This window comes from Mycolicibacterium llatzerense, from assembly GCF_000878195.1.
In the GTDB taxonomy this organism is placed as follows: Bacteria; Actinomycetota; Actinomycetes; order Mycobacteriales; family Mycobacteriaceae; genus Mycobacterium; species Mycobacterium llatzerense.
In genome coordinates this window covers 1-25,902 of the sequence record NZ_JXST01000003.1, presented here as the reverse complement: position 1 = coordinate 25,902, position 25,902 = coordinate 1, and the positions used below count along the sequence as shown (strand labels likewise).

Sequence of the window (25,902 nt, the reverse complement as noted above, 5' to 3'; positions counted from 1 at the left end):
TATCAAATTGCGGCAGAGTTGGTATCAGCATTGAATCCTCACTTGCATTACCCGGACATCAGCGCGCCGGAGAAGTACGAGCTGATGCCTGCCGAGTCACCGATCATGTTGGCTGTGCCCACCAGAATCGAGACATAGACGTCGACCACGTCGCCCTTCTTGCAGTAGAACTGCACCGTGTCTTGCACCGTCGTGGTGTCTCGCCACGAGCCTCCGATGGTTTTGGAGAACCCGTTGATCGTCAGGCCAAGCGTCATCGCGGTGAAGTTGGTCGTGCCGGCCTTGAGGTTGCGCCAGGTGAACGACCACATGCCCGACTTCGGAATCGTGTATCCCGTTGTTCCCCAGGCGCTTCCGGGGCTGATGTAGTCGATCGTGTCGTAGAACTGAGCCAGGCGAGTCGTGCTCACCGCGAAAGCCGAAGAGGCGCTGGTGGTTTCGCGATACACCCGAAACCCGTGGCCTTGGATGTCCACTGGGATGTTGTCCGAGACCGACACACTCGACAGCGACGCAGGCCGTTGCCACTGGCTGAAGTTGTTGAACCCGGGCTTCCAGCCGACCGCCCAGCCGAGAGGCTGTTCCGACAGACCCCGTGTCGCGAAGTTCGTCGCATCGGTAGCGGCGTGGGCCGAGTCGAGGTGCTGGACCAGGTTGACCTCGCCCATCGAGAGCGCGTACTCGTTCGGGCCTTCGTTGGTGCCGCACTCCAGCACCAGTTGCCGGCCGTTGGCGAATGACACCTTGTTCGGCATCGGACCTGAGTCGAACACCGTCTCAGCGCCGCCTGCGGCGTACGCCAGGTAGACCGTGGAGTTGGTGATGTAGCCGACCACGTAGTGTGTGCCGTCGGGGGACATACGTCCGTACACGCGGTTCTGGGCGTTGGTGCCCGCCGTCGGTGTGGTGGCCGTCGCCACGATCTTCTGGTACTGCGTAAGGGTTTTGGCGGTAGTGGGATCGGTCCGCTGCCACATCAGCGCCGGGTTGTTATTGCCGGAGTTGTACCACTGGGCTTTGCCCTCGTGGGTGTCGACGTAGGTCGTGTTGCCGTTGGTCGACCGAGCAGTCCAGCCAGCGGGAGGCCCGCCTGTGGACGGTGTGGAGAAGTTGTCGGTGAACGACAGACCGCCGTTGCCCTCGCCGTTGTTCGCGGCCTGAAGTTCCGAGATCGCTTGGGAGTGACCGGAAACCGTGTCAGCGAGGTACTGGAGCTGGTTGACGGGGTCGACGTAGGAACCCGACCCGTCGTTGCCGGTGAGGGCTTTGTACACCCCGTCGAAGAAGTTGGTGACGTTGCTCGCCAGGCCGTTCAGCCCATCCACCGCGGCCTGCGGAATGTTGGTCAGAGCGTGGATGACATCGGCGTCTGTGTGGCCGGTGCCGCCGAAGCCGAGCGCATTGCAGATCGCGTCGCGGATCGTCTGCCCCGCTGCGGCTAGTGCGGATTCCAGGCCGTCGACGAGGTTCTTCGGCAGCTTGTCGGGCTTGGTACCCCGGGCGGCGGCGAACCACACCGTGCCGGCGGTCGCGCCGGCCGTGGTCTTCAGGACGATCGACACCCGGTCCCACGGGTCCGATTCCAACCGCGTGATTGACCCGCTCAGCGTGGTCCAGTCCAGCGCCGCGCCCGCCGGCTGGTGAATCGCAAAGTCGCCGCCGGCCACCTCATCGTCGCCGTTCCACCCGATCCACGACAATCTGATCGGCGAACTGCTCGGAGAGGTGACCCCCGAGTACTTGATCTTCACCGAGGCGTCGACCTTGCGGCCGACGTCGAGCAGGATGCGTTCGGAGATCAGCTCGTGGACGGTCCCGTCGAGCACGGTGCGGGCCGACCCGGCCGCGCCGGCTGGCTTGACTGCAGCGTCGTACACCCACGTGGTGTCGCCGACGAGCGAGTCGGCATTGATGAAGTCCGCCAACATGTTCGGCGTCGACGCGGAAATCGCGCCAATCGGAATGTTGTGCAGCCAGTTCAGCGGAGCCAGGAAAACGTCGGTAATCGTCTGCCAGACCTGCTCTGGGGTTGGCAGGTTGTGGGGGTCCAGCGCCCCGAGGATCGCCTTGAACACCGCGTTCAGCACGTTGGATGCGACCTGAAGTGGCGTGCCCTGGCCGAGCGCCCACACCGAGGTACCACCGCCGACGTACTGGGCCTTCAGCTTGGCCTCGATGAACTCCCGGGTGCGCCCGATCAGCGCAGCCGGAGTGTCACCCGCGAGCGGGTTGGGCGAGATGCCAAACCGTGCGGGCAGGTTGTCGAATCCGCCCGGCCCCGAAGGTGTTGTCACCTAGTTGTCCTTGACGGCCCAGCCGGACAGCTTCACGCCGGTGGACAGCAGCCCGGACTTGAAGTGCAGTGCCGGGTACCGGTAGCCGTTGCCGTGCGGCACCTCGTGCGCCTCGTCAACCCACTCGACAATCGGGGTACTGAAGTCAGTTCCCTTGTACATCAGGTACTTATCGGCGAGCGGGTCGTACATGCAGGTGTAGCGGTCGTTGTTGTGAACCGTGTTGCCGTTCGACTCCATGACCACCGCGCTGTCCGGGCCGGTCCCCCGAATGATGTGCACGTATCGATTGGCGGACAGTCCCGAGTACGCGAACTGGAACCCAACCCACGAGGTCATCTGCTGGTTCGAGCAGACGATGACCGTGGACTTGCCGTCACCGCCGAAGTCACCGAGAACCGTTGATACCTCGACCTTTACAGCGTCCTGGTTGGTCTGCGCCCGGTACCGTGCCGCCGCGACATCGAAGAACGTGAAGTCCGCGGACATGCCATTCGGCAGCGACGGGCCGTTGCCGTAGATCTTCAGGCTGCCCTTGATCTTCACCCAGTTCGGATCGATGCCCGGGCCGGACATGTCGTCGAAGAACGACAGTGCGATGTTGGTCGAGCGCGGCGCGGCCAGGGGCGTCGGGTTGTCGTCGCGCACCACGGAGCCGCGAGACAGGTTGTCGTCGATCGCCGGTCGCGGACCGATCGCCGGGTAGTGCGCGGTCACCCGGTAGTAGGCACCGTGCGGGATCACGTCGGAGTCTGCCGTGCCGACGAAGAAGTCGATCCGCGTCGCGGTGATCGACGAGGCGTTCCACGTCGCGAGCACGCCGCCGGCCGCGTCGGTGATCGTGCATTCGCAGGTCGTCCCATCGGGGAAGCTGGCGCCGGCCTGCGGGAAGAACACCGCCACCCAGGTCTGGCCCTCCGACAGGAGCAGTGTGTCGAGGCGCGTCTTGGATCCGAGCATCTATTCCCCCCGTTCTTCCATTTCGCGTTGTTCCCGCTGGGCTGCGGCTTCGGCCTTGCCCTCGGCTCGAATCACTGAAGCGGCTGCGTCCATGTCCATCGACTTGGCCAGGGTCGCGGCGACCTCTGGCTGGAGCTGGGCCAGCAGCGCCGCCTTCTGCTCGTCGGTCTCCGCCGCCCGGACCGCCGCAGCGAGCTCTGGGTTCCACGCCTCCAGAGCGGCCTCCATTGAGGCCCGGCTTTCTGGGTCGATGGTCTCCACGGACGGCATCGCGTGGGCGCCGAGCCAGGACTTCTCCGGCATGACGATCCGCTGCGTCGCGAGTGCCTCGACGTATCGGAGCCCGAGATCGACGAGGCCTTCGGCAGCAGCGCGCCGCATGGGAGCTGGCAGGCCCATCGTCTCGTCACGTCGGCCCGTCTTCAGCGCCGACAGGGCATCCATGATCTTGGCGATGGTGGTTTCCCGGTCGGATATCTGGACTACATCATCAGACACGTTGGCTCGCAATCTGTTTCATCAGGAGATCAGGTGGACTCCGATGTTCTGGACCGTGGCCAGAACCTTCTTGAGGGTGCGGGCATTGCGCTCGCCCTGCGTCATGGCGGCCTTGTTCAGGCCGATGGTCATGTCCCAGGTCAGTGGCCTGCCGGCGCTGTTGTCCTCGTCGAGCGTCATCTCTTCGAGCTGGTCGACGAACATCACTTCGATGCCGTTCTTCAGCAGCTCGGAGTGCGTGGAGGCCACGCGGTCGCCGATCTGGCAGTGGTATCCGGGGATGATCCAGTGCGAGCCGTCGAGCTTGATGCGGTGCCCCGTCTGGGCTTTCGTCGCGGTAAAGGCGCCGCGGATCGCGGCTTCCGCCGAGAGCGACCAGGCGTTGTTCTCGGCGCCGGACTGGTACATCTCCCACAGGTGCATCCAGCCCAATTGCCTTGCGCGGCCGACGTTCTTCCATTCGAGCCACGCGGCGATGGTGCCGACGAGGAACGGCATGATGACGTCGGCGGCGATGTCGCCCAGGCTGGAGAATCCGCCGAGCAGGAAGTAGCCGAGCAGGTTGCCCACTGATTCGATGATCAGGCGCGCGATGGCGTCGGCGGTCGGGTTGTCGCCACCGACGACCACTGACACCGGACCCGCTGGCCCCCAGGACAATTCAGAGTCGAAACTGTGCCATTGGTCGTCGTTGATGCAGATCCATGGCATCACCGCGAAGGTGCCCGCCCAGCCCTTCTGGTAGTAGGCGTCCGGGGCCAGGGTCTCGTCGTCAGCGACGACGTTGAGGACGTCCTCGAAGTAGCCGTCGGCGTAGGTGACCGCGGTGCGGAACATGCCGGCCGCGATAGTGCCGTCCAGGAACGTACCGCCGAAGGCGTGGAATCCCGAGCGGTCGACGACCTCGAACACCAGCGCGCCGTTGGCGACGGTGCTGACCATGAGGCCTTCGGGCCGTTCACCTTTCGCGGTGAGGATGCGGCGGTAGGTGATCACCATTTGCGCGTCGTCGAGCGCGTCCGCGAAGGTGACGTCGGCGGCGTTCATCCGGCTGGCGATCGGGCCCCAGAGCGTGGAGTCATCGAGGAGCCACGGCGACGCCTTGACGTGGGCTTGCCATTGCGTCCAGTCGAACAGCGTTCCCCATTGCGCGAGGTCGAACGGGTCGTCAGGCAGCGTGAAGGGGTGACCCTCGATCCGAATCAGATTGGCCAAAATGGTCATGCTGATTGCCCACTTGAGCGGCGCGTAGAGGAAGAATTCGCGCGGGAATTGGAAGAGGGGAATTGGCAGCGCAGGGTTGGGCGGCACCAACATGAACTGGAGGTACTGCAGATCGTCATTGAAGTACATGACGAATGACAGAATTCCGTTGCGCCGCTGCAGCTTCCAGTACCGAAGCAGCCCCGACCAGCGCCACTTGCCGTCATACCGCGACACGGTGATCAGGACGTTCTTGAGTGCTTCCTTGTTGTTCGGAAGCCCCATCACGTAGCGAGCGATCACGTGATCGGTCGGGACCTCGACATAGCCCTGCGAGGAGATGTTCTTGCGCGTCGGCCACGACTGCTTGACCACCGACTGGCCAGCGATCCGGCCCAGGAACTCCGCGCCCGGCGAACCGTCCGGCGGGTTGATCCACAGCTCAATGTCGTTCTGCTGCAACCGGAACATCGAATGCTTCGCACGGACCTGGTCGACGTTGCGTTCGATGCTGTCGAGCAGCGCGGTCCCGTCGATCACCTGGCGGCCACCTTCGGCCGGGAGAACGGCCGCGAGTACCACTGCGGGATCGTCAAACGGCAATGCGCCCCATCAGGGTTCACGTTGTTGGTGAATCGGACGGTCGCCTGGTCCCGCAGGCCGGCGATCACCGGGTAGCGCAGGTCCTGGCCTTTCCACCGGCCCTGCACCAGGGTGTCGTTCTCCGACACTGCTGTCATCTGGCGCGGGTCGGAGTCGTAGACCTGGCCGCCGTCGCGGATGTCGGTTGCCGGGATCGGCACGATGCGCCCGGCATCCTCGATCGCGCGGCCCAGCATCCCCGAACCCCACGAGCAGTCTGGGACCTCCCAGTCCGCGTCGTGCGTGAGAGTCCAACTGGGCCAGACGGGTACGTCGCCCTCGTTGATGAAGTCGAACGGGAACCACGCGTATGCCGACTCGGTGTGGAACTCCTGGGTCTGCGGCTTGCCGACGTAGAACGGCAGCTCCGCCGACAGCACGAACTGTTCCGAGGACTGCCCGGTCAGGAACGGCTCCCGCGACTCCCATTGCATGGCGGAGAACGCCGTCGACTGGTTCTCCTTGCGCACGAACAGGTCTCGGACACCGTCAGGTCCGGTGAAGCGAAGCCGGGTTTCGGTGTCGTAGTCGAACGCCCAACCGAGCTGAGCCGCGATGTCCGCCCACGCGTACTTGTCGCGGTGATATGCCAGGAACGTCAGCGGGAACGTGCGCTTCTTGAACCGGTAGTCCTGGTAGCGCTGGCCGAATGCGTTGGTAACCCAACGTGTTTCGACGGGAAGGTCCCAGAGTCCGGCGCACTTGGGCGACAGGATCACGCCTTGCTGGCCGCGGCCAGGGCCCATCACGCGGAAGAAGAACTCTGGGTTCGAGGGGTCTCCCTTGATGATGTCTAAGGTCAGGTACTGGCTCATCGGACGTAGCCCTCTTGGGCTTGGCTGCGCTGCTGCTCGTACAGGGCCATCTCCTCGACGAATTGGCGGGGGTCGCCGACCTGGACGTCGCCGAACATCGTTCGGTTGTCGATCGGTTGAGCTGGCTGAGGCGGCGTCGACAGGACCGGGGCCCCGTACGCGCCGGCGGTCGTGTTGTCGCCGAGGTTTCCGACCAGCGCGGAGGCGAACACATTCGCCGCACCCGAGACGGCCTTGCCGCCCAGGTTGAACATGCCCTGGATCAGGGTTCCCGCACCGGCACCGCCCGCGCCACCGGCAGCGCCAGCACCCATGGACGCCGCGGTCGCCGCGATGTTTCCGAGCGTCGACGCGCCCTCGGTGATGCCCTTCTGCACCGCGGGAAGCAGGTGGGACTGCGATGACGGCGCACCGGCGATGACCGGCTGCGTCGGCTTCTGCTGGTCGGGCGCCGGGCCTTGGTCAGCACCAGCGGGCGCCGGCGGCGGAGTTGGTGCTGGCGTCGGCGCCGTCGCGACGGGTGCCGGCAGCGGCGTGACCGGTGCCGACGGGACCTGGGCAGCGCCGCGACCCGGGTCTAGCTTCCGAACCTCGGGCAGCTGCGGAACAACCGGCTTTGGCGGCTGGTAGCCCAGCGGATACACGCCGCCATCCGCATAGCCCTTGCGGGACAATCCCGAACGGAACTGCGAGTTGATGGCGTACACCGCTGCCGGGCCGCCGAGCCCACGTACAGCTTCGGGGATGAGCACTCCCTCGCCGCCGGACATCGGCACCGACATGTTGTCTTTCCCCGGTGAATATCCGGGCAAGACACCGCCGTCCGAGTAGCCGTGGCCTTCACCGATGAAATTCGGGCCGCCGATCGCGTTCATGCCGTACTTGCGGGCGACGTACGGGATCATCGCCGCGATCTGCGCGTACGGGTCGGTGTAGCTGCCGCCCGTGATGTTGTTCGAGTCGAAGGTCGACTTCAGGAACTGCGCGATGCCAGAGACGTGCTGACTGCCGCCGTTGCCGTTGCTGTCGTTCGGGTTGTCCGCGGACGGGTCTCCGTTCGACTCCGTCTGAATCTGGCGGACCATGGCGTCTTCCCACGCCGCGTAGTTCGAGATGCCGAACAGCGGCCCGTACTTGGCGAGCGCAGCCCGAACAGCGGGGCGCCAACGCTCCGCACCGCCGGTCTTGCCGGCCTTCCTGCCCTGGGCTGCCAGGGCCAGGTTGAGGCCAGCGCCGCGGCCGCCGCCGGACACCCCACTGGGCAATGTTCCCGGAGCCGCTCCGCTCGACTTGGCCAGAGAGGCGAACCACGACGCGGTGTTTCCGATCCCGATGTCCGAGGCCGCGGATCCAGCCTGTGCGGGGGCGCCCGCCATGTTCGGTACGCCCGGAACGAGGGACTTTCCGTTGGCGTCCCACAGGTTCGGCGCGACGTCGGTGGCCCAATGGACATGGTCCGTGTGGTCGGCGTACGCGCCGCCTTTCGTGGTGTAGTACTGGTCGCGGCCGAGCGTCTGGCCACCCGCGATACCGAGCTGCTGGCCGGTGCCTGGGTTCTGCCAGATCGCCTGCAGCGTCTGCCCGGATAGGTTCGACTGGATGAAGTCGGCGAACCGCTGCTCGTCCTCCGGCTTGCCGGAGAAGTCGAACGCCCAACCGCCAGTCTTGTTGCCGTGCAACGTGGAGTCCGAGTGCGACGTCGCGGACAGCCCGAATGCTCCGGCCAACTGAGTTGCCCACGAAGGGATCTGAGCGACTGAGTTGCCATCCTTGTCCAGCGTTCGGGCGAAAAGCGGCGCGATGCCCTTCGACGCAAGGAATTCCGGCGTGTAGCTGACGTTCGCGCCACCGAGGCTGCTGGCCTGCGAGAGTTGGTTCAGCACATTGCTGCCAGTGCTGTTCGGGGTACCTGACGTGCCGTAGGTCGTCAGAGGCAGGACCGTGCCGTCGGCGAGCGTCTTGTACTCGGTGCCGAGCTGCTGATCGCCGTACGCGCCGCCGGCGTTGTTGTTGAAGATGCCGAGGCTCTTCACCCCTGCCTGGAACCACTGGTTCGACGGCGACAGGATCGAGTTCTCGAGCCCGAAGAACCGGAGTGCTCCCGTGTACAGCTCGCCGCCGAACTTTGCGAGTGTCGATCCTGCCCAGGTTCCGAGCCAATCGCCGGTCTGTTGCATCCACGCGTCTTGCTTCTGCGAATCGTCACCGGCAGCGAACAGGCCCGCGAGCCCTGCTCCACCGGCCGGGGTGGCGCCCGCTGATTGCTGGCCGCCGAACAGACCGCCCAGAGGGACGCCGAGTCCACCAAGGAACGAGTTCGCGATGCCCGGCAGTCCGCCGCCGCCGACTGGTGACGCGCCACCATCTGCGGGCCCTGGAGCCGCACCAGTACCTGAGTGAATGGCGTTGCCGTTGGGGTCGATGTAGCCGCCCGGCTCGAATCCGGGGAGCCGGCCGATGTCGACGACGCCCATGTTCGCGGCGTGCAGGAACTCGTCGCCGAGGACGGTCCGGCCGCGCCGGTTGGCGACGAACTCGTCGGAGTGCAGCTCGGAGATGAAGCCGCCCGTGGGCCCGTCACCCTTGCCGGATGGAGTGGGTCCGCCCGTGGCATATCCCTGGGGTGGTTTGAATCCTTCGTTAGCCACCTCGGGGTGCTGCCCGAGCCACGCGTACCGCTTGATTCGGACGTAGTCCGAGTGGCCCTCCAGGACCCACTTCATACGCAGGTCGCCCTGGTCGGCGAGCGTCTGAATCGCGTACAGGTTGGCCATTTCGCGCGGGTCCATGGGCTTGCCGTCGGCACCCTTGGGCAGCGAGTTGATGAGGCCGGGAATCTCGGCCTCTTGCTGCTTTTCCTGCGGTGTCTTCTCCCTGGTGGCGTCGTCGTAGACGCCCTTCACTGCCCCGCCCGCGGCACCCACGGCCGCGCCCCAGGGACCGAACCATGCCCCGGCGCCCGCGCCGGCCAGTACGTTGTTGGCCGTCTTCTGAGGGTTGGGGTTCGTCGGATTGTTCGGATCGCCGCCGTTGTCATCGCCGGTGAGAGCGTCCAGCGCGCCAAGCGCGGCAGCCATCAGCGCGATCTTGCCGAGCAGGCTGCCCTTGTTGCCCTTCGTGCCGATCGCACCGGAAATTCTGCCGAGCTGGCCGAGGATTCCACCCGCGAATTCGACTGTCTTCCAAGCCAAAAACGCCTCGGCGACCGTCTTCACGAGAGTCGGATGGTCCTTCAGGAAACCGGTGATGTCCTTCAGCGGCGGCAGCAGCACATCAGTCCATGCCTTCGCGCCCTCGTAGAGACCTTGGAGCGCACCGGGAACCTTTTGCAGTACGCCCCACCACTTTTCGAGCTGTTCTTTGCCTTCGCGGAAGAAGTTCTTCAGCTTCTCCTGGCCCTCGTCAGAGTTCAGGAACGCGGACATTCGTCCGGTCAGCTGCTCGACGGTGCCGAGCAATCCCGCGCCGCCGCCGGCGGCCTTCGTGACCGCGGTGAAGCTCGTCACCAGATTCAGGACCGTGTTACCGAGATTCGTCATCGCGGTGAGGCCCTCGTTGATCCACCGCTGAAGGCTGCCGTCGGAATCTGCCGCGGTGATGAAGCGATCGAACCGCTCAGCGACCTTGCCAATCCCATCAGCCAAGCGCGGCAACGCATCCGACGAACCAGCAGTCAGCGTCCCGAGAGCGTGAATGATTGGGTCGATCGCCTTGGTAAACCGCTCCTGCGCCTCCGCGGTGTTCCCGAGGATGCGGTCGAGCAACCCGCGCGACTGGTCGGAACCGAGCGAGGTGAAGAGCTGCTTGATGTTCTGGTTCCACGCCGTCGCGATCCCGCCCATGCCCTGCTTCAGGTTGGGAAGGTCAGCCGAAACCAGGTTCTTCAAACCGTCCGAGAGGCCGGCGAACATGTTGTCCTGCACGGTGTTCTTCAGCGCGGAGAACTCCGGCTTGAGCGCGATGACCGTCTTCAGGAATGCTTGGGCGTTCGGCGACAGCTTCGCCATCTCCTGCGCGGCGGCTTTCTCCGCGGCGGACGCCTTTGTCGACGCGTCAGCGACAGCCTGCTGAGAGTTCGCCACCTGCTGATCAGCGCGGACGACGCGCTCTTTCGCCGACACAACCTCATCGGACTGCTCAACGCCCTTGGCGTTCTCCTGCGAAACCTTCTGCTGCAGGTTGATGTTGCGCTGGTGCGACTCGACGACCCGCTGGTCGGCCGCCGCGACGCGCAGCTGCGCATCCTGGAAATCGAGTGCGTCCTTGAACCGGCCCTGAGCCAGGTCACGCCGCGCCTTCTTGGCGTCGTTGATCGCCTGCGCTTCGGAGATCACGCCGCCGCGCTGCTCGATGTTCAGGTCCGTCAGGCGCTGCTTGGCATCCTGGTAGGCCTGCGACAAATCCTTGTGTGCCTGGGCATCATCGACGACGGCGTTGCGCAGCTGCTGGTGTGCCGAGGTTGCGGCCTTCGCCTGGGCGGCCTGGTCTTCACCGGCGGACTCGGAGGCCTTCGTAACCGCGTCGTATGCGTCCTTGACGCCGGACAGGCCGACGACGAGCGTGCCGATGGACGCTGCCGCGCCGCCCATGATGCCCGGCACCGCCAGGCCCGCCTGGGCGACCTGCTGCAGGGAACCGGCGACCTGGGCCAGTGCAGTGGCGATTGCCGGGAGGCTGCCGACTGAGAGTGCACCAAGATTCAGCTTCAGGGCCGACAGCCCACCACCACCGCCGCCGCCACCACCACCGAGTGCACCGAGGCCCGTCGTGGTGACGTGAATCGTGTGATGCGAGTGCGTTTCCCGCCACGTCGCCAACTGAGCAGATGCCACCGTGGTATCCACGTGAACCGGAATCGTCAGCGGCCGAGACTCTTCCAGCTGCCGCCACTCAGCCAGATGCGCACGGGCCGTGGCGAGGTCTGCGTCGATGCCGACGCCGACCGTCGCCTGAATCGCCTCGAGCTTGGTTCTCAGCTCATCGCGGAATCCGCTGAGGTCCGGCCGAATCTCCACGCCCATGGAGGCGTTGATCTTCTGCAGTTCGGCCCTGAGCTCGGTGGTGAACCCACTCAGTGACGGGCGGACATTGATGGAGGCATCACCGGCGTCGTATGTCGCCACTAAACCACCTCCAATTCAGTTGAGTCCCAAGCGCTCCGCGTTCGCGTGTGCTTCTTCGATGAGGTCGTCCAGTTCGCTCCGGACGAGGTCTGTCTGGCGTTCGTTGATGACGTCGCCGACCATCTGCGGCCGCGGCATGTACGAGACGTCTCGGGCCTGCATGCGTCCGAGTTGCGCTCGCAGGCTTATGAGTTGGTCGGCGACGTTCCGAAGCTCCCGGACCATCGGCGTGTAGCCGCGGTGCGGTTCTTCGGTTTCGACCTTGAGTTCGGCGATCTGCTCGGCAGTCAGTGACCGCATCCGTTCGAGCATGTCCGGGTCGGTCTGGGCTTTCGCCCATAGCTCGGTGCCCTGCCGCTCACACAGGTCGTCGAAGAACTCGAGGAACTGTTCCCAGGTCCGCCCTGGTGACTCCAGGAAGTACTCCAGTGCGTTGACGTGGAGTACTTCCTGAAAGTCGAGTTGTATTGCGCGCCAGTGGGAGTTGACTACTGCGACGACTCGGGCGTCGCGTTGCCGTTTCCCTCTGCGTCCTTGTTTTCGGCGGCGGTTTCGAGGGCGGTGCCGTCGACCTTGTTGAAGTCGCGCAGCTCGTTGAGGAACAGGTCCCACGCGCGGGCGTCGTCGGCGAACAGCGCTTTGACCTCGTCGTACTGGTCGCCCAACAGGGCGCGCTCGATCTGCTCGTGGTAGTCCACGTAATCGGGAACGACGCCGCGGTCGACGCTGATCGCATCGCGGATGTTCGCGGTGAGCGACTCGTAACTGGCCTTGCGCCACACGTTGCGGCGGGCGATGTCCATCGGCTTGATGCTGATGTCCTCGGTCAGCTCATACGGCTTGTCGCCGAGCTGCTTGCGGATCTCGTAGAAGCGTCCGGACTTCGGCTTGGCGGTCTTGGATTCAGACATGGCAACTGGACCTTTCAGGCTGGAATGGGCTGGGGTGGGCTGGAATTGGTGGCTGGCGGGTGCGTGTCCAGCCCGGCACGCACCCGCCAGGACTAGAAGTCGGACACCTACGCGGCCACCGTGACGGTGATGGTGTCGGACTTGCCGCCGTAGGTGGCGGTGATGTCGGTCGTGCCGGTCGCGACCGGGGTGACCTTGCCGGTCGAGCTGACGGTGGCCTTGGCCGGCGTAGCGGACACCCAGGTCGCGGCCGCGGTGCGGTCGGCGCCGTGGTTGTCCTCGGCCTTGAGCTGCAGCGTGCCGCCGGCGGCCAGCGAGATCGTCGGGTCCTGCGGCAGGACAGCGATCCAGTCGGTGGTCGGCGGAGTGAAGCCGGTGTCGTTCTCGGCCGAGCACAGTTCGAATCCGGGACCGAAGATGAAGAACTCACCGAGGTTGTCCGGGTCGTCATCGTCGGCGACGGTGGTCAGCGTGGGATGCCAGAGCAGGGTGTTGTTCTGCGACCACTTCTGGTTGTCCACGCCGGACACCTGGGTCCGGTTCAGGACGTAGCCGAAGAAGATCGGCAGGGTCTTGTAGGAGTCCTTGCCGAGCAGCACCGTGCGGTAGTCGAAGTTGTCCGGAACCGTCGCGATCGGTGCGTGGACGCCACCGTGCGCCGATCGTGTCAGGTTGCCGTAGTCGCCGGAGAACTGGAGCTCCAGCGCCTGGCGGCCGGTCTGCCGCATCTCGAAATCGACTGCGATGGACTGCTTGTCGATGATGATGCGGGTCGGCAGGCCTTCACCGGCGGACTCGATGTTGTTCGAGCTGATGTCGAACTTCACGCCGATGGCCGAGTCCTTGGTGATGTAGCCGACACCGTTGATGCCGGACGGGATCACCACCTCGCCGGTGGGGCCCTCGATGTTTCGGGTGAACGCAGCCACCCGGTCCGCACGGCCGACGCACACGGCCATGTCCAGCGGCGCGATCTGCAGGGCCTTGCGAGACCCCTTGAACGCCTTGATCGAATTCGGGATAGGGGGCATTTCCTTCTCCTTCTCTTGTCCGCCCGGCGGGCATAAAAAAGGCCCCGGCCGGGTCGGACGGGGCTTGGAACTCTGTCGGCGCTACAGGCCGAGGTGGTCGCTGTAATCCGGTGTGGACAGCGGGTTGTCGAACGTGAACAGGTACGTCGACGGGATGATGCGTTCGTCGTACTCCTGGCCCGGAATCTCTTCTGGCCCAGTGATTTCTTCGACGCCGACGATGGTCATGATGCGGCCGTCGCCCGACAGCTCGACCTCGACGTTGTCGTCCAGGGGCACGAGGATGTCGCGGACGAATCCGTTCAGCCGGAGTGAGTCGGTGCGGCTCGTGGTGATCGCGGCGATCTGCACCGGGGCCTGGTCGCGACGGACGTTGGCGCCGCCGCCCGACCGGGCGATGTACAGCAGCCGGCCGAACCATCCTGTGTCGAGTACTCCGTCTGGCAGCTCGTTGATGACGTCGACGGCACCTTCGAAGCCGGTCGGGAACAGTGGTTGGAACAGTGACTTCACCGCGTCCTCCGCCGGCGCCAGGCCGGGGGTGTACCAGTCGGGCAGCCAGAGAGTGGTCATCAGTCCCTCATCGATCGGAGGACCTTCTTCAGGTCCTTTGCGCCTGGGGATTTGGTGGTTTTCAGGCCCTTGCGGCGCTTGGCCGATCGGGCGACGAATGCGCCGGTGTTGGTGTCGCGTCGGGACTTGTGGCCGAACTCGTGCGCCAGGCCGTGCGCCGTGCCTTCGCCGACAGTCAGGGTGCCAACCCAGCGGTCGTTGTTGTGTCCGCCGATGTGCAGCCGGACTCGCGCCGACGCGGCGAGCTTCCCGGATCGCTTCGCGACGATGGCCTGGTACTTCGTCTTGGCGAGCTCGGTGACGCTGCGCACCACGTTCTGCATCTGTCCGGACAACAGAATCTGCGCGAGCGCCGGGTTCGGCTTCGGGATGTCGATGTCATCCACGAGGGGTGTTGACCCTCTTCAACTGGAACCACATGACGTCCAAGTCGTCGCCGGTGAGCGGGTGATCGTTGTCGGCGAACGGACCGTCGATGATCGAGTAGACCTCGCCGTTTTCGCGGGTGATGCGGTCTCCGCCTTGAACATCCGCGCCGCGGTAGCAGAACCACTTGCGCACGATGACCGTGCGCCGGCCGCCCATGGCCTCCTCTTCGACGACGTGGGCCTGCCCGAAGGCGGTGTCGTCGACGTCGGGCATCGGCGTCGGGGTATCGGATCCGTTGGCGCGCTTGATGCGCGTCACCGAAACGGTTTCCCCGTCGACGATCTCGATCACGGAACCATCCACGGCTTGGCGCCGTACGTGCCGAGCTTCGGCCGACGTGGCTTCTTCAGCCGCACCCTGTTCAGCTCTTCCTCGGTGAAGCTGATGCCCGGGCCCGTGCCGGCGCGGTACGTCCGGGAGGCGATGATCCCGTCCATCTCCTGGCTCTTCGCCGACGCGCCGTCCGGGTTGTGGTGCAACTCGAGCACCTTGTCGATGACGAGCGTGCGGACACGGCCTATGCGGACCTTCACCGCGGGATCGGTTGACGCGAGGTCGATGTCACGAAGTGAGGGCACCTCGCCCATCAGTTCGTTCTCGACGTCGAGGATCCGCCATTTGATCGTGGTGACCCGACTCGGCGAAGGGGTCTTACCGAGCCGGGCCACCACTGCATCGCTGGTGACGAACTTGCCGTCAGCAGGAGACGCGGGAGCGGTCATTCGACCGGGATGCTCGCGTCCCGCAGCTTGGCGACAATGTCGTCGCGCTTGTCATCCTCGGCGACCTCGACCTTGCCGGGGAACTGCGCGGCGTACGCAGCCCACAGGTCGCGACCGGAACCGGGTCCAGCCAGCGGAGGCGGCGGTTCGACGCTGCCACTGCCCTGCCCTGCACCGGAGCTCTGGACATCGGCGCCGGCACCCGCAGCCGAAGCAGCCTGCAGACGAGCGAGCTCGGCCTTCAGCTCCTCGATCTCGGCGTCCTTGCCACTCTCGTCGGGCTCCTCGGCGACCGGCGGATCACCACCCCACGCCTTCGGGTTGGTGATCTTCTTGGCCGCCCATGCCGGGGGCACCTCGCCCGGCCCGAAGGTGTGCAACTCGCCCTTCTTGTCGAACAGCGCCACGTGCGCTGCGAGCGCCGCCATCAGAGCACGTCCGCGACGGTCAGGAGGCCGGCGTTCGTCAGGATCGGCATGCCGACCGCGTCGACGAACGTGAACTCGCGGTAGGGCGGGCCGATCTTCTCGACGACGCCGACGATGCCCGAGGCACTGCCGAAGGTCATCTCGGCCTTGTTGGAGCGCACGATCTCCAGCGCGGTGGCCGACAGGCCGTAAGCGAAGAAGCCGAGGTCGCCCAGGTTGGCCGGCAGAAGGCAGACCCGGTCCTGGGACAGGACGCGGGTGGTGGTGCCCTCCACGCTCAGCGACGTGTCGTACGGGGTCATCACCGTGGGCAGGTCGTTGGCCGAGAGCAGGTTGTTCAGCTCGTCGACGGTGACCATGGTGCGTCCGGCCGTCGCGCCGTAGACCGCGTTGATGATCTCGGCGTTGCGGCGCAGGTGGCCGACCACGACACGAGACATGAGCATCTGGGCCGCCCGGCCGTAGCCGTTGGCGATCCGGACTTCCTGCCACGCATCGAGGTCCTGCAGCGGCGTCGCGGCGGCGTGGTTCGACCACAGAGTCGCCGGGGCGACGATCTGGTTGGCCGGGACACCGTAGTCCGCCTCGCCGCTGAAGTTGTTCTCGTTGATGGTCAGCTTGCCATCGGTGAGAACGTCACCCCACGCGAGCTCGCGCCGGTTGTTCATGGTGCCAACGAGCCGCTCAGCGTCGTTGTAGGCCGCCCGAGTCTGAGCCGCCTTGTTCGTACCGCCCAGCAGTGCGATCTGCTCGGCGATGCGCTCGTACTCGCCCTTGTTCAGCGAGTCCGAGAACGGCAGCAGTTCGACCCACTTGCCCGACCCGGCGTCCCGAGACGACACGTGGATCGTTCCGTCGTAGGACCGGTAGGCCGCGGTGCGGTTCGTCTTGACGAACTCGGCCCAGTCGATGCGGTTGGTTTCGAAGTACCGCGTCGGGAACATGTTGACCAGCGCCAGGCTGGACTCGACGGGCACGTTGCGGATGAACGTGGTGAGAGCGTCCGGGGAAATCGGACCATCGAAAACGATTGCCATGGTTCAGTCCTCCTTTCAGAGCCAGATGATCAGGGGCAGGTCGGTCTTGCCTGCGGCGTCGATCCCCGAGTTGGCGGGGAGCTTCGCCGCGTTGACCGCGCCGTGGATGAAGCGGGCGCCGCCGACCTTGGCCAGGTTGTTTCCGACCTGGTCGACGGCCCGCAGGGAGCTGAACAGCAAGCCGGCGCAGACCTCGCGGCCGTCGTTGGCGGCGTTGTCGTACGGGCCGTACAGGCCCGTCGCGGTGACCTTGCCCAGCGCGGTGCCCGATGGGATGAAGCCGTTCGGGAAGTGCGTGGCCTTGGTGAACTTCGAAACGTCCAGCATCACACCAGGAGTGACGTCCGCGCCGTGCTGCCCAACGAGCCACGACCGGTCCTCGACCTGGTAATTGCTGGAGCGAACGCTGATGTCAGACGACATGGTGTATCCCTCCTAGTCCTTGATGTAGCCGCGCCGTTTGGCCTCGGCCAGTCCTTCGTCGCTCGCCGATCGCGCCGGCGGGCGTTCTCCTGATTGGCCCCACTGTCTGGGTTGTTCCTGCTGTTGGGTTCCGGCGCCTGCAGGTGGCGTCACCCCGCCGCCGAATGCGGTGGCGAGTCCGGTCAGATGCGTGACAAGCGCGTCCTTGTCGAACTTCCCGTCCTTGACGAACGACATCGGGTTGAGGCCTGCCATGACGGCTGGCCGCGCCTCCTCGTCGGTCACGAACTGACTGACGATCGACTCCATCAACTGCGGAGCCCACTGGGCAGCCGCGGCCGAGCTGGCCGCAGCGGTGGCCTCATCCCTGGCAGCTGCCAGCGCCTGGTCGGCGGCCGACATCTGCGCACGCTCGAGCTCGGCGTTGCGCGTCTGAAAGGCCAATGCCTGCTCTGGAGTGATCCCGTTGTACGCCCGGAGCGTGTCGCTCTTTCGGCGGTCGTGGAACTTCCAGTAGGCGGCCTGCTGCTCGGCCGTCATGTCCGCGATCGGCGTGTTCTCCGGGAAGCCCCTGTCGGGCGGCGGAGTCGGCGCCGGCGGATCAGTCGGTGTCGGAACTGCCGGCGAGGTGACCGGCGGATTGGCGGCCGGCGGATTGGTGATCGGCTGGCCTGTGGCTGGAAATGTCACAACAAACTCCCTGTCGGGAAAGGAACCCATGACGGGTCAACCGCCGAACGGCGGAAGATTCAGGGCACGAAAAAACCCCGCAGATCGGGCGATCTACGGGGCTTCTGTGCGGTTCTTGTTAGGCGGGCATGCGAATCTTGGCGCCGCTACTCTCGAGGACTGCGTAGGCCTCGTCTTCGCTGCATTCCTGCCAGTCACCGGTGAAGGCGATCTTTTGCGTGAGTCCTGGCTTTTCAGCCCAAACGCGCTTCCGGAATTGGAAGGTCTCGGCCTTGGCGTCCAGGAACTTTTGGCGCTCGCTGAGTCGGGCGTCGGTGTTGACGCGGATGACGGTGTGCCCGTCAGTGAAGAATCGCATTACCTCTGCCCCTTTCTCCTATAACAACGCTATAGGTCTGCGGGAGAATTTCAGTCTAGCCACACGACGTCATCTGGAGCGGGAACTGAGGCAAAGATCGCATACTGCTCGGCGCTGAGCTGGGCTTTTCGTTCCGCCGACGTCGTCGGAAGACGTTCCTCTTCGTACAATCCGTGAGTCACTTCAGCGGCATGCAGGGACGCCGCCGTATGAATCTGGACCTCGAATTCCTGGCCTTCCGGGGTGACAAAGGTGTCGTTCCGGCCTCGATAGCCTTCTCGATTCCACCCGAGAGTGACCTTGGCGCGCCGATATCCGGCTTCCTCGAGTGCTGCACCGATACGGTTGCCGGCGCCCCAGTAGCCCCGCTCCTCGACGACCGCTGTGTAGCGGAGTGAGTCCCTGATCCACGTGCTCGCGGCGTCGGCGTCGACATCGTTATCAGCAATGATGTCTTGAATCTTGCGGTACAGCGACGACTCTTCCTTGAGTCGGCTATCGAATCGGTCCAGCTGGCCACCGTTGGCTGCGACCGCGGCGGAAAGGGTCGCCGATACTTCCGGTTCCGCCGCTTCTGCGGCGGCGCGCTTCGCCTGAGCAGCGGCTCTGGCCTCGGCGCGGTCTTCCTCCGACAGGTCCGGATGGTCCTTGAAGTCGCCATCCCCAGAGTCCCCCACACCGCCATTTTGACGAGGCGGAACGGGCGGCGTGGGCGGTTTCGGCGGTTGCGCGCCAGGAGCGGTTTCGGGCTTCGACTGAACGGTCTTCATACTCTGTACCGGCTGTGCTCCGCCGGACGACAGGGTGCCCTCATCCGAAGATGCTGCTTCGGCGGCGATCCGCTCCCGGTACTTGGCGATTTGCTCTTTGTGGTACTTGACCTGCGCCGAGTCCTCGGGCCGGCCGTCGGCGCGCAACTTCTCCAGGTTGGCCTCGAACAGCGGCAGTTGGCGATGCGCGATCTCGGCCGGTGTCTCGTCGAGCACTGAGCCGGTTCCGCCTGCCTCGCCCGCGGCTGAGGCCTTGCCGCGCGGCTTGTACGTGCGCTCCGGCTTCAGCGTCGGGCCGAGTTCGCCGTGCTCGTCTTCCTTGTACCGAGTCCGCTTCAGATGGGCGCGCGACGTCCCGCCGGCATCCCGGTACAGCCGCCGCAGGTCCACAGCGTTGAGCTCGTCGGCCGGGTCGAATTCTTCGGTCACCGCCGCCGACGTGCACTTGCACAGCCGGTGCATCGGCAGCAGCTCACGCACGGTGTACAGCCGGTCCGACGCCGCGATGCAGAGACCGCACGTTCCGGTCAGCGACAGCTCCGGGTGGATGATGCGCCGCATCCCAACGACAGGGCTGCCGTCCAGGTTGGCGGCCGCGTTGATGACCTCGGCCTCGGCCAACCGCTGAGACAGCATCAGGTTGGCGTCGATCGTGGAGTCCAAGCGAACGATCCCGGCTCGGAGTGCCTGTTCGCGGGTCGCGCCCTGCGACTCGAGGTACCGCATCTTCCGCAACGGCCGGTTCAGCACTTCGACAGTCGTCATGTCGGCGGCCGACAGGTGAACCGGGTCCTGGTCCGCGTAGTGCACCGCGACGCCCACTGGCTCCAGATCGACACCGGTGGCCGTAAAGGTCACCCGAGGCGCCCGAACGTCGATCGGAGCGGACGGGCGGGCTTTGACCTGCACGCCCATCGTGGACAGCATCTGGACCTGGCCGGCCGCCGCCGCGATGGCTGTGGCCTTCTGCGCCGCGCCGAGCTGCCGCGCGGCAGCAGTCGTGAATTCGCGGATCTGGTCGCCGTCGTACGGGTCGACCGGCAGGAGCAGCGACCGCAGGACGCTCTTCATCTTCGCCGCGGCGCGTTCGCGTGTACCGATGATGGACAGCGACGCTCGCTGCGCCATCCCCAGCGCCAGGTCCGACGGCTTCCGCGCCGACCGAGCCGCCCGCGCCCGCTCAAACGCCTGGGCCGGCGTCAGGCCGCTACGCGACGGCGCCTGCGGCAACTGGAGTCACCTGCGATCCCTCAACCGGCGGCACCGAACCCGACGGGGTCGGCGGTGACGGCTGCGTGCCGTCAAGTATCGCCTGCGCGGACAGCTCGAGCTCGTTCTCCTCGATCTCGTTCGGGTCCATCTCCCACACCTTTTCGAGAATCTTCCGGCGCGACAGGACACTGCCAGCCTGCGCGCTCGTCGATCCCTTCTCGGCCAGCGAATTGAATTCGATTGGACCCCACAGCAACTTGATCTTCTTGCCACGCTGGGCGTCACCGTCCATCGCGAACACGATGCGCCACAACAACTTCAGGCCAGGGATCACCCGGGCCCGGCGGTCACGCACCTTGCTCGTCAACGCCTCGCGCAGCAGACCGGCGCCCTGCGCCGAGCCATTCGCGTCATCCGGAGTGATCAGGTACAGCGGCGTGTGCGTGACCGCGGCGAATTCCTTGACGTCGTCGCGTTTGGCCTGCAGCAGCGGGCCCATGTCGGCCTGGTTGCCTTCCCAGAACTGCCATCCCGCAGGTACTTTCCACACCGCGCCCGGTCCGGCCTTGAAGACCTCGTTCCAGTCGGTGACCTGCTTCTTGGACTGGTCGCCGTCGGCGACGACGGGTTCCTCGGTGTCGTACTCGTTCTCTTCGTCCTCGTCACCGCTGACGCCGCGCTGCTTGAACGCCTGGAACTTCGTCATCACGAGGCGCGTCAGGGTGTCGTCGATGATTCGGTCGAGCACGTCGATGTGCGCCTCGTACTCGCCGAGGCCGTGCTTGTTCTTGAAGCGGACGACCGGGATGCCGCCGAGCTCGTCCAGACCCTTGATCTCTTCGGGCTTGTCCGACAGGCGCTGCCACTCGCTACCGTCGCGCCGCAGGGTCCACTTCTCGCCCTTGAGGAACAGGTGGGCGATCTCTTCGTCGGCCTCGACGTCGTACGACTTGACCAGCACCGCGCGCAGGCGCGTCGGGTTGTCCGGGTCCTCGATGCCGACGCAGCGACGCGGGTCTATGGCGTGAATGATCGGGCCGGCCGCAGTCGGCACCACCATCGCGTAGGCCTCGCCCATCGCGCAGAAGTAGTCGAGCAGGTCCTTGATCTGGGCGGCGAAGCCCGATTCCTCCATCAGCTCGGCCGCGCGGTCATCGCCGTTCGCGGAGTCGTCGACACCGGTCGCTACCGCGAGCAGGTCCATCCGGTTTGTGACAGCGGTAACGCACATCTCGGCGTAGTTGCAGCGGGCCTTGCGCAGCAGGTCGCGGAAGATGTCCTGGAACTCGTCGGCCACCTGCGGCAGCGGCGGGTCGCCCTTGAAATACGACCACAACAGGTCGAGCTGCTCATTGCGCGGCTGGGGATCGCACGGCCGATCGTTCTTGTCCTGCCAGTTCTCCGCCGTCGGCGCGGTGAACCGTGCCTGCAGCCGGTCGAACCATTGAGCAGGTGCCAGGGTAGCCACGGATCACCTCACTCTCTGAACTCGACCAGGCCGCTTCTTCGGCAGGTACTTCAATGCGTCCATCCGGGCCTGCCACGACAAGATGGCCGCCATACACAGGTCGAATTTCCGGTCCCTGTGCAGCTTCCCGAGGATCCACAGGAACTGGCCTCGCTCGTCCTGCCGGTTCAGCAGCTTCTTGCCGGCGTTGCCGACGTGCCGCACCAGGTCGCCTTCGTCGTCCTCGTTGTGCGACAACGCACCCGACCCGATCGCGTCCTGGTAGGCGCCTATGGACCGGATCATGCGCTCTTGCCTGCTAGTCCAAAACTCTTGAACGATAGGCCTTTTCGTGTACTTGCTCTCGCCATAGCGGGCCGACCAGGTGCCCACTGTCGAGTTCCAGAACGGCGGGTCCGCGTAAAACAGCATCACCCGGTAGCTCTTGAACGCCTGCCGCACCGCAGCGTCGACCAGAGCCTCGTCGACTTCCCAGTCCTCGTCGGCATCGAGCGGCTTCTCTTCAAGAAACAGCTTCTGCTGCATGCCACTTCGGACATCGGTCAGAACCAGGCCAGTCGAGTCACGGAACCGCGCACCGTCGAAGCCCAGCGTCACGAACGCGCCGCGCTTGATGGTCTCCCCCGGCAGCCCGAGCGCTTTGAACCGGCGAACGCTGAACGCCGACGCGCCCTGCTGGGTCCAGCGGTTCGTCCACACCCGCTCCAAGTACGACTTGTCTGCCTTCGGCCGGTCCCAGCGCGCGGCCAGCGCCTCGACGTCGGTGCGCGCCGCCAGCTCCGGGCCCGAAGCCTCGACGATCGCCTTGCAGCGGTCCTCGAACTTCTTCATGTCCCAGCCGTCGCCGGCCTGACGGTGGATGTAGCAGAGCGACGGCCGCTCAACGTCACCGCGCTTGATTGCCTCGGCCTCGAAGTGATCGTCCTCGGCCTGCGAATTCTGGCCAGGCTCACCGGCGGTCGTCGTCGAGAACGACCACGGGTCCTCCTCGAACCGCTTACCGAGGTTGGACTCCATCGTCTGCACCGCGGCCTTGTGGTTCGGCAGGTACAGCCGGTGCGTCTCGTCGAAACCCTGGAACGTCGTGCGGCCGCCGTCAGCGGCGTTGGGCGAGTTGGCGACCGGGACGGCCTTGCCGTCCGCGCGGCCCCGCTCGTCCTTACGGATGATCCGGTCGAGCGCAATGTCGAACAGCTCGGGGTCCATGCCCTCTTCGCAGATCACCATCAGCGCGCCGTAGGCCAGCTCTTCGACCTGGTCCTTGGTGTTGGCCAGCAGCGGGATGTACGGGTTGCGCACCGGCCGGCCCTGCCGCAGCGAGCCGTCCTTGTTGAACCCGTTGAACCGCACCGGCGACTCCGGATGCAGCTCCGCGAAGGTGATGAGCGCCATCAGCTCCGTCTTGGCGGCGCCCTTGCGAATCGACCACGCGACACGGTCAAACCGCCGCCGACCCTCGCGGTGGTGACCCTTCGGCCACACCTCGTACGCCCGATAGAGGCAGAACCACGAATCCTCAGACAGGACAAGCGGTTCGCCCTTCAGCGATCCGGGCCCGAAGACGGCCCGCTCCTCGAGGAACTTCCCGACCTGACCGCCCAGCGTGGGGTATGGCTCCTCCTCGAGCGGAGGAACGATCAGGTCCATGCGCGACTACGAGACGGAAGACAACCGACGCGCGGTCCGCGGGTCCTCCCGAGTCGGCTCGTCTGCCTTCTCTGAGCCCGCCGACGACCGGCCGCGCCGCTTCTCAGTCGCCTCCGCCGCAGCCTCGCCGCGGTCGATCTCCCACTGCAGCGACCGCCGCGACATCGGCGTCAAGCCGCACTGCGACAGAATCTGCCGAATCTCAGCGGCCAGCGCCTTGCACTCGTTCGGCGAGGTGCTCTGCCGCCAGAACATCTGCATCAGGCGGGCCGCCATGTACAGCGCGTCGATGTCCGACTCGGTCCACTCCGGCACCATCGGCGACGACCAGGCACGCTTCCACCAGTCCTGCACCTGGGCGTGCCACCTGCCCTTCGGCAGCTCAGGAATGGTCGGGGCGTCCTGCGGCTTGAGCACCGCGCGGGTACTGGTCTTGTTGCGCCGGGCGACCAGCGACGGGTCCTTCGGGCTGCGTGGCATTGGCGGGCTCCTATGTCAGGACAGATCAGCTCCCATGTCGGGAAAGACGATGCGCGGCAACGCCTTTCGGCTGGTCAGCGCGCGATTCAGCCCCAGGGCCGAAAAGTTCGGGATCCGTACAGCTCGGATTTCACAGTGCGTAGCGGTGTCCACCTGAGGCCCCCGGGGGAGGGTGGAGAGCCTGGGGTCGCGAGTGTTTCCGCAGGTCAGAGCGTTGCGCGTGCGGCGGCCGACTGCTTGGCGGTCTCGACGTCGTGGCATGGCCGGCACGCGGCGACGAGTCGGCCGCGGTCAACGGCCTTGGCGCGGGTGCGTCCGGTCGCTGCGACGCCGTCGAGATGGTGCGCGTCGGTGGCCCGGCCGATGCAGCCAGGGTGGTTCAGCTGGCAGCGGCGCTTGGCCTTGTCCAGGCAGTCCTCGCGGGCCTTGCGGGTGGCTCGTGTTGAGCCTTGGCCGGTGGTTCGACCTTGCCATGGTTGGTCGTGGTCGTCGCAGTAGCGCTGGCTGCCGGTGATGAGGTTGTCGCAGTTGCCGCGGTCGCCTGGGCAGTGGCGTGGTGCTCGTGGCATCTGGCATCACCGCCTATCGGAGGTTTGGTCGACAGTAGCTGTCCCGCCCATGCGCGCGCATTTCGAGCGTTGCACCGCTGAGCTGCGGTTTGTGGACTGCTGGACGCCGGCCCGCTCAAAGGCCGTGGTGCGTTTCCCGCTGCCGGGCCCGGGAAAGAAAAACCGCCGTGTCCGGGTCGGGACACAGCGGTGCTTGCCCCATAGCGTACTAACAAGTACTGCGATGTCCAGTCATCCACGCTGATCTGCGGTGATTCGCATACGTCCGTCTCTCGGACTCTCACTCGTATGGTTCGCCGGCGCGATTACGGCTGCGGCGTTGCCGGAGCTTCTCGACGTAGGCCTTGACCGATCCCACGTGGTACTCGGGTGTGCCGTCGGCGCCGGCTCGCTGTTTGATGTGGCCGGCGCGGGCCCAGTTGTAGATGTCCTTGCGGTCGCGGTCCACTGCGTGGGCGAGGTCGCGGGCTGGCATCCACTCGTCGTCGCGGTCTTCAAGGATGTCGATGCGTTCCTCGTGTTGCCAGTGGACGTCGTACTCGGCCCAGTACTGGTCGAGGAGGTAGAGCTCGGCGCCGGGGTTGTCGACGCGGCCGTGAGTGAGCCGCTCGGCGAGGTCGCGGTAGGAGCGGGCGACGCGCTTGGCCTTGTCTTCTCGCGAGTCGCCGGGCCATGGCCAAGGCTTCTTGCGCCAACGCGTCGGCGGCTGGGGCGGCTTTCTATTGGGTTGCACGTCAGCGGCTTCCAGTCCACTTGGGTGTGGCGAAGAGCATGTAGGTGTGGTAGTCGGACTCGTATCCGCAGCTGGGTTCGATGCAGACGACGGTGCCGCCACGCTGGCGTTTGACGGGGGCCATGCACTTGATGCATCCATACGGGGTTGTGTCCTCTTCTGGTTGGACGGTGGCGAATACGTTGGCTGTCGATCCTGGTGAGACTGATACTCGCGCTTTGGTTTTCGTCGGCGTGTGCTCGGCGCCGGCGTTCGCGACGTTGTACTTGGGCTTCTCGGTGGTGATGGCTGCGAGTTCGGCGCTGGCGAGCTGGCCGCGCGTCTCGAACCGCTGCAGCTTGATGGTCGTGACGTAGCGCCACCACGGCTTGTCGTTGCGGTGGCTGGTGAATCGCTTCTCGGGGTCGTTGGTGATGCCGACGTAGAGGAGCCGGTCGCTGTCGTCGAAGAACCGGTAGAGGACGTGCTGGCTCATCGGTCGCCGTCCGTGTTGTGGTATCCCAGCGCGTCGAGTACTTCGTGGAGTAGGCCTTTGGTGATGTAGGTGGGTTGCGATCGGCCTTTCGGGAACCATCTGGTGACGCCGCATCGGCCGCCTTCCGAGTCGATGAACATGCTTCCGACGATGAGCACGTAATCGGTTGGCACTGCGGGTGGTTCCGGTTCTCCGGACTCCATGAGCTGGTGGAGGGTCGCGACGGCGGCGTCGAGCTGTTCGTAGGCGGCTGCCCATTCGGGGTCGCGGGTCATGCGGGTTGGCCTTAAGTTTGTAGTTGCAGTTATTTCGAGCTGTTACGGCAGTTACGGTGTGCTGCGACCCGGGTGGGTCGGGTAAGGCTTGTGGGTTGTTTGCCGGCCCGGTGGTGCGGCTTGAAAGGACTGGCCG

General features: G+C 65.5%; 26 protein-coding genes. All 26 read right to left on the bottom strand.

Features of this window, described 5'->3' with window-relative positions; all coding sequences use genetic code 11:
• Positions 1 to 47: 47 nt before the first annotated feature.
• The 26 genes from TL10_RS02445 to TL10_RS31140 all read right to left on the bottom strand — a co-directional run bounded on the left by TL10_RS02445 (position 48) and on the right by TL10_RS31140 (position 25,766).
• Positions 48 to 2,294: a DUF7257 domain-containing protein gene (locus tag TL10_RS02445; RefSeq protein WP_043984396.1), complete on the bottom strand. Its 2,247-nt coding sequence runs from the start codon at positions 2,292 to 2,294 to the stop codon at positions 48 to 50.
• Complete coding sequence (locus tag TL10_RS02440; RefSeq protein ID WP_043984395.1) at positions 2,295 to 3,254, bottom strand: LtfC-like domain-containing protein; 960 nt, start codon at positions 3,252 to 3,254, stop codon at positions 2,295 to 2,297. It lies immediately after the preceding gene.
• Positions 3,255 to 3,752 (bottom strand): hypothetical protein, encoded by a 498-nt coding sequence (locus tag TL10_RS02435; protein ID WP_043984394.1) that lies wholly within the window; start codon positions 3,750 to 3,752, stop codon positions 3,255 to 3,257.
• Positions 3,753 to 3,773: 21 nt separating this feature from the next.
• Positions 3,774 to 5,495 carry a Gp37-like protein gene (locus TL10_RS02430; protein WP_043984491.1) on the bottom strand — a complete coding sequence of 574 codons (1,722 nt, stop codon included), beginning with the start codon at positions 5,493 to 5,495 and terminating at the stop codon, positions 3,774 to 3,776.
• Positions 5,492 to 6,412, bottom strand: a complete 921-nt coding sequence (locus TL10_RS02425) for a hypothetical protein (protein ID WP_043984393.1) — start codon at positions 6,410 to 6,412, stop codon at positions 5,492 to 5,494. The genes TL10_RS02430 and TL10_RS02425 overlap by 4 nt, the downstream gene beginning before the upstream one ends.
• Complete coding sequence (locus tag TL10_RS02420; RefSeq protein ID WP_043984392.1) at positions 6,409 to 11,535, bottom strand: hypothetical protein; 5,127 nt, start codon at positions 11,533 to 11,535, stop codon at positions 6,409 to 6,411. The genes TL10_RS02425 and TL10_RS02420 overlap by 4 nt, the downstream gene beginning before the upstream one ends.
• Positions 11,536 to 11,550: 15 nt before the next feature.
• Positions 11,551 to 11,835 (bottom strand): hypothetical protein, encoded by a 285-nt coding sequence (locus TL10_RS02415; protein WP_131630664.1) that lies wholly within the window; start codon positions 11,833 to 11,835, stop codon positions 11,551 to 11,553.
• A 188-nt stretch (positions 11,836 to 12,023) separates the two neighbouring features.
• Positions 12,024 to 12,446: a hypothetical protein gene (locus tag TL10_RS02410; RefSeq protein ID WP_043984390.1), complete on the bottom strand. Its 423-nt coding sequence runs from the start codon at positions 12,444 to 12,446 to the stop codon at positions 12,024 to 12,026.
• Between the two features lie 107 nt (positions 12,447 to 12,553).
• The gene (locus TL10_RS29405) at positions 12,554 to 13,477 is read right to left on the bottom strand and encodes an Ig-like domain-containing protein (RefSeq protein ID WP_052506280.1); all 924 of its coding nucleotides are present in this window, start codon (positions 13,475 to 13,477) and stop codon (positions 12,554 to 12,556) included.
• 81 nt (positions 13,478 to 13,558) lie between these two features.
• A complete protein-coding gene (locus TL10_RS02400; protein ID WP_043984389.1) occupies positions 13,559 to 14,050 on the bottom strand; it encodes a phage tail termination protein in 492 nt (163 codons plus the stop codon).
• Positions 14,050 to 14,436, bottom strand: coding sequence for a hypothetical protein (locus TL10_RS29400; protein WP_052506279.1), 387 nt, complete (start codon positions 14,434 to 14,436; stop codon positions 14,050 to 14,052). The genes TL10_RS02400 and TL10_RS29400 overlap by 1 nt, the downstream gene beginning before the upstream one ends.
• Positions 14,429 to 14,770 (bottom strand): hypothetical protein, encoded by a 342-nt coding sequence (locus TL10_RS02390; protein ID WP_131630663.1) that lies wholly within the window; start codon positions 14,768 to 14,770, stop codon positions 14,429 to 14,431. The genes TL10_RS29400 and TL10_RS02390 overlap by 8 nt, the downstream gene beginning before the upstream one ends.
• Positions 14,767 to 15,201: a hypothetical protein gene (locus TL10_RS02385; RefSeq protein ID WP_043984387.1), complete on the bottom strand. Its 435-nt coding sequence runs from the start codon at positions 15,199 to 15,201 to the stop codon at positions 14,767 to 14,769. The genes TL10_RS02390 and TL10_RS02385 overlap by 4 nt, the downstream gene beginning before the upstream one ends.
• A complete protein-coding gene (locus TL10_RS02380; protein WP_043984386.1) occupies positions 15,198 to 15,629 on the bottom strand; it encodes a hypothetical protein in 432 nt (143 codons plus the stop codon). The genes TL10_RS02385 and TL10_RS02380 overlap by 4 nt, the downstream gene beginning before the upstream one ends.
• On the bottom strand, positions 15,629 to 16,666 hold the full coding sequence (locus TL10_RS02375; protein ID WP_043984385.1) for a major capsid protein: 1,038 nt from the start codon (positions 16,664 to 16,666) through the stop codon (positions 15,629 to 15,631). The genes TL10_RS02380 and TL10_RS02375 overlap by 1 nt, the downstream gene beginning before the upstream one ends.
• Positions 16,667 to 16,681: 15 nt before the next feature.
• Positions 16,682 to 17,089 (bottom strand): head decoration protein, encoded by a 408-nt coding sequence (locus tag TL10_RS02370; protein ID WP_043984384.1) that lies wholly within the window; start codon positions 17,087 to 17,089, stop codon positions 16,682 to 16,684.
• A gap of 12 nt (positions 17,090 to 17,101) precedes the next feature.
• Positions 17,102 to 17,779: a hypothetical protein gene (locus TL10_RS29395; RefSeq protein ID WP_052506278.1), complete on the bottom strand. Its 678-nt coding sequence runs from the start codon at positions 17,777 to 17,779 to the stop codon at positions 17,102 to 17,104.
• Positions 17,780 to 17,897: 118 nt separating this feature from the next.
• Positions 17,898 to 18,137 (bottom strand): hypothetical protein, encoded by a 240-nt coding sequence (locus TL10_RS02360; RefSeq protein WP_043984383.1) that lies wholly within the window; start codon positions 18,135 to 18,137, stop codon positions 17,898 to 17,900.
• A gap of 50 nt (positions 18,138 to 18,187) precedes the next feature.
• Complete coding sequence (locus tag TL10_RS29390; RefSeq protein ID WP_052506277.1) at positions 18,188 to 20,137, bottom strand: hypothetical protein; 1,950 nt, start codon at positions 20,135 to 20,137, stop codon at positions 18,188 to 18,190.
• A complete protein-coding gene (locus TL10_RS02350; protein ID WP_082067812.1) occupies positions 20,115 to 21,587 on the bottom strand; it encodes a phage portal protein in 1,473 nt (490 codons plus the stop codon). Before TL10_RS02350 ends, TL10_RS29390 begins: the two co-directional genes overlap by 23 nt.
• 3 nt (positions 21,588 to 21,590) lie before the next feature.
• Positions 21,591 to 23,234: a terminase large subunit domain-containing protein gene (locus tag TL10_RS02345; protein ID WP_043984382.1), complete on the bottom strand. Its 1,644-nt coding sequence runs from the start codon at positions 23,232 to 23,234 to the stop codon at positions 21,591 to 21,593.
• Positions 23,235 to 23,240: 6 nt separating this feature from the next.
• Complete coding sequence (locus TL10_RS02340; protein ID WP_052506276.1) at positions 23,241 to 23,714, bottom strand: phage terminase small subunit; 474 nt, start codon at positions 23,712 to 23,714, stop codon at positions 23,241 to 23,243.
• 206 nt (positions 23,715 to 23,920) lie between these two features.
• Positions 23,921 to 24,283: a hypothetical protein gene (locus TL10_RS02335; protein ID WP_043984381.1), complete on the bottom strand. Its 363-nt coding sequence runs from the start codon at positions 24,281 to 24,283 to the stop codon at positions 23,921 to 23,923.
• 280 nt (positions 24,284 to 24,563) lie between these two features.
• Positions 24,564 to 25,016 carry a hypothetical protein gene (locus tag TL10_RS02330; protein ID WP_043984380.1) on the bottom strand — a complete coding sequence of 151 codons (453 nt, stop codon included), beginning with the start codon at positions 25,014 to 25,016 and terminating at the stop codon, positions 24,564 to 24,566.
• Between the two features lies 1 nt (position 25,017).
• Positions 25,018 to 25,491 carry a GIY-YIG nuclease family protein gene (locus tag TL10_RS31145; RefSeq protein ID WP_052506275.1) on the bottom strand — a complete coding sequence of 158 codons (474 nt, stop codon included), beginning with the start codon at positions 25,489 to 25,491 and terminating at the stop codon, positions 25,018 to 25,020.
• Entirely contained in the window at positions 25,488 to 25,766 is a 279-nt protein-coding gene (locus tag TL10_RS31140) for a DUF7213 family protein (RefSeq protein WP_043984379.1), read from the bottom strand. The genes TL10_RS31145 and TL10_RS31140 overlap by 4 nt, the downstream gene beginning before the upstream one ends.
• Positions 25,767 to 25,902: the final 136 nt, after the last annotated feature.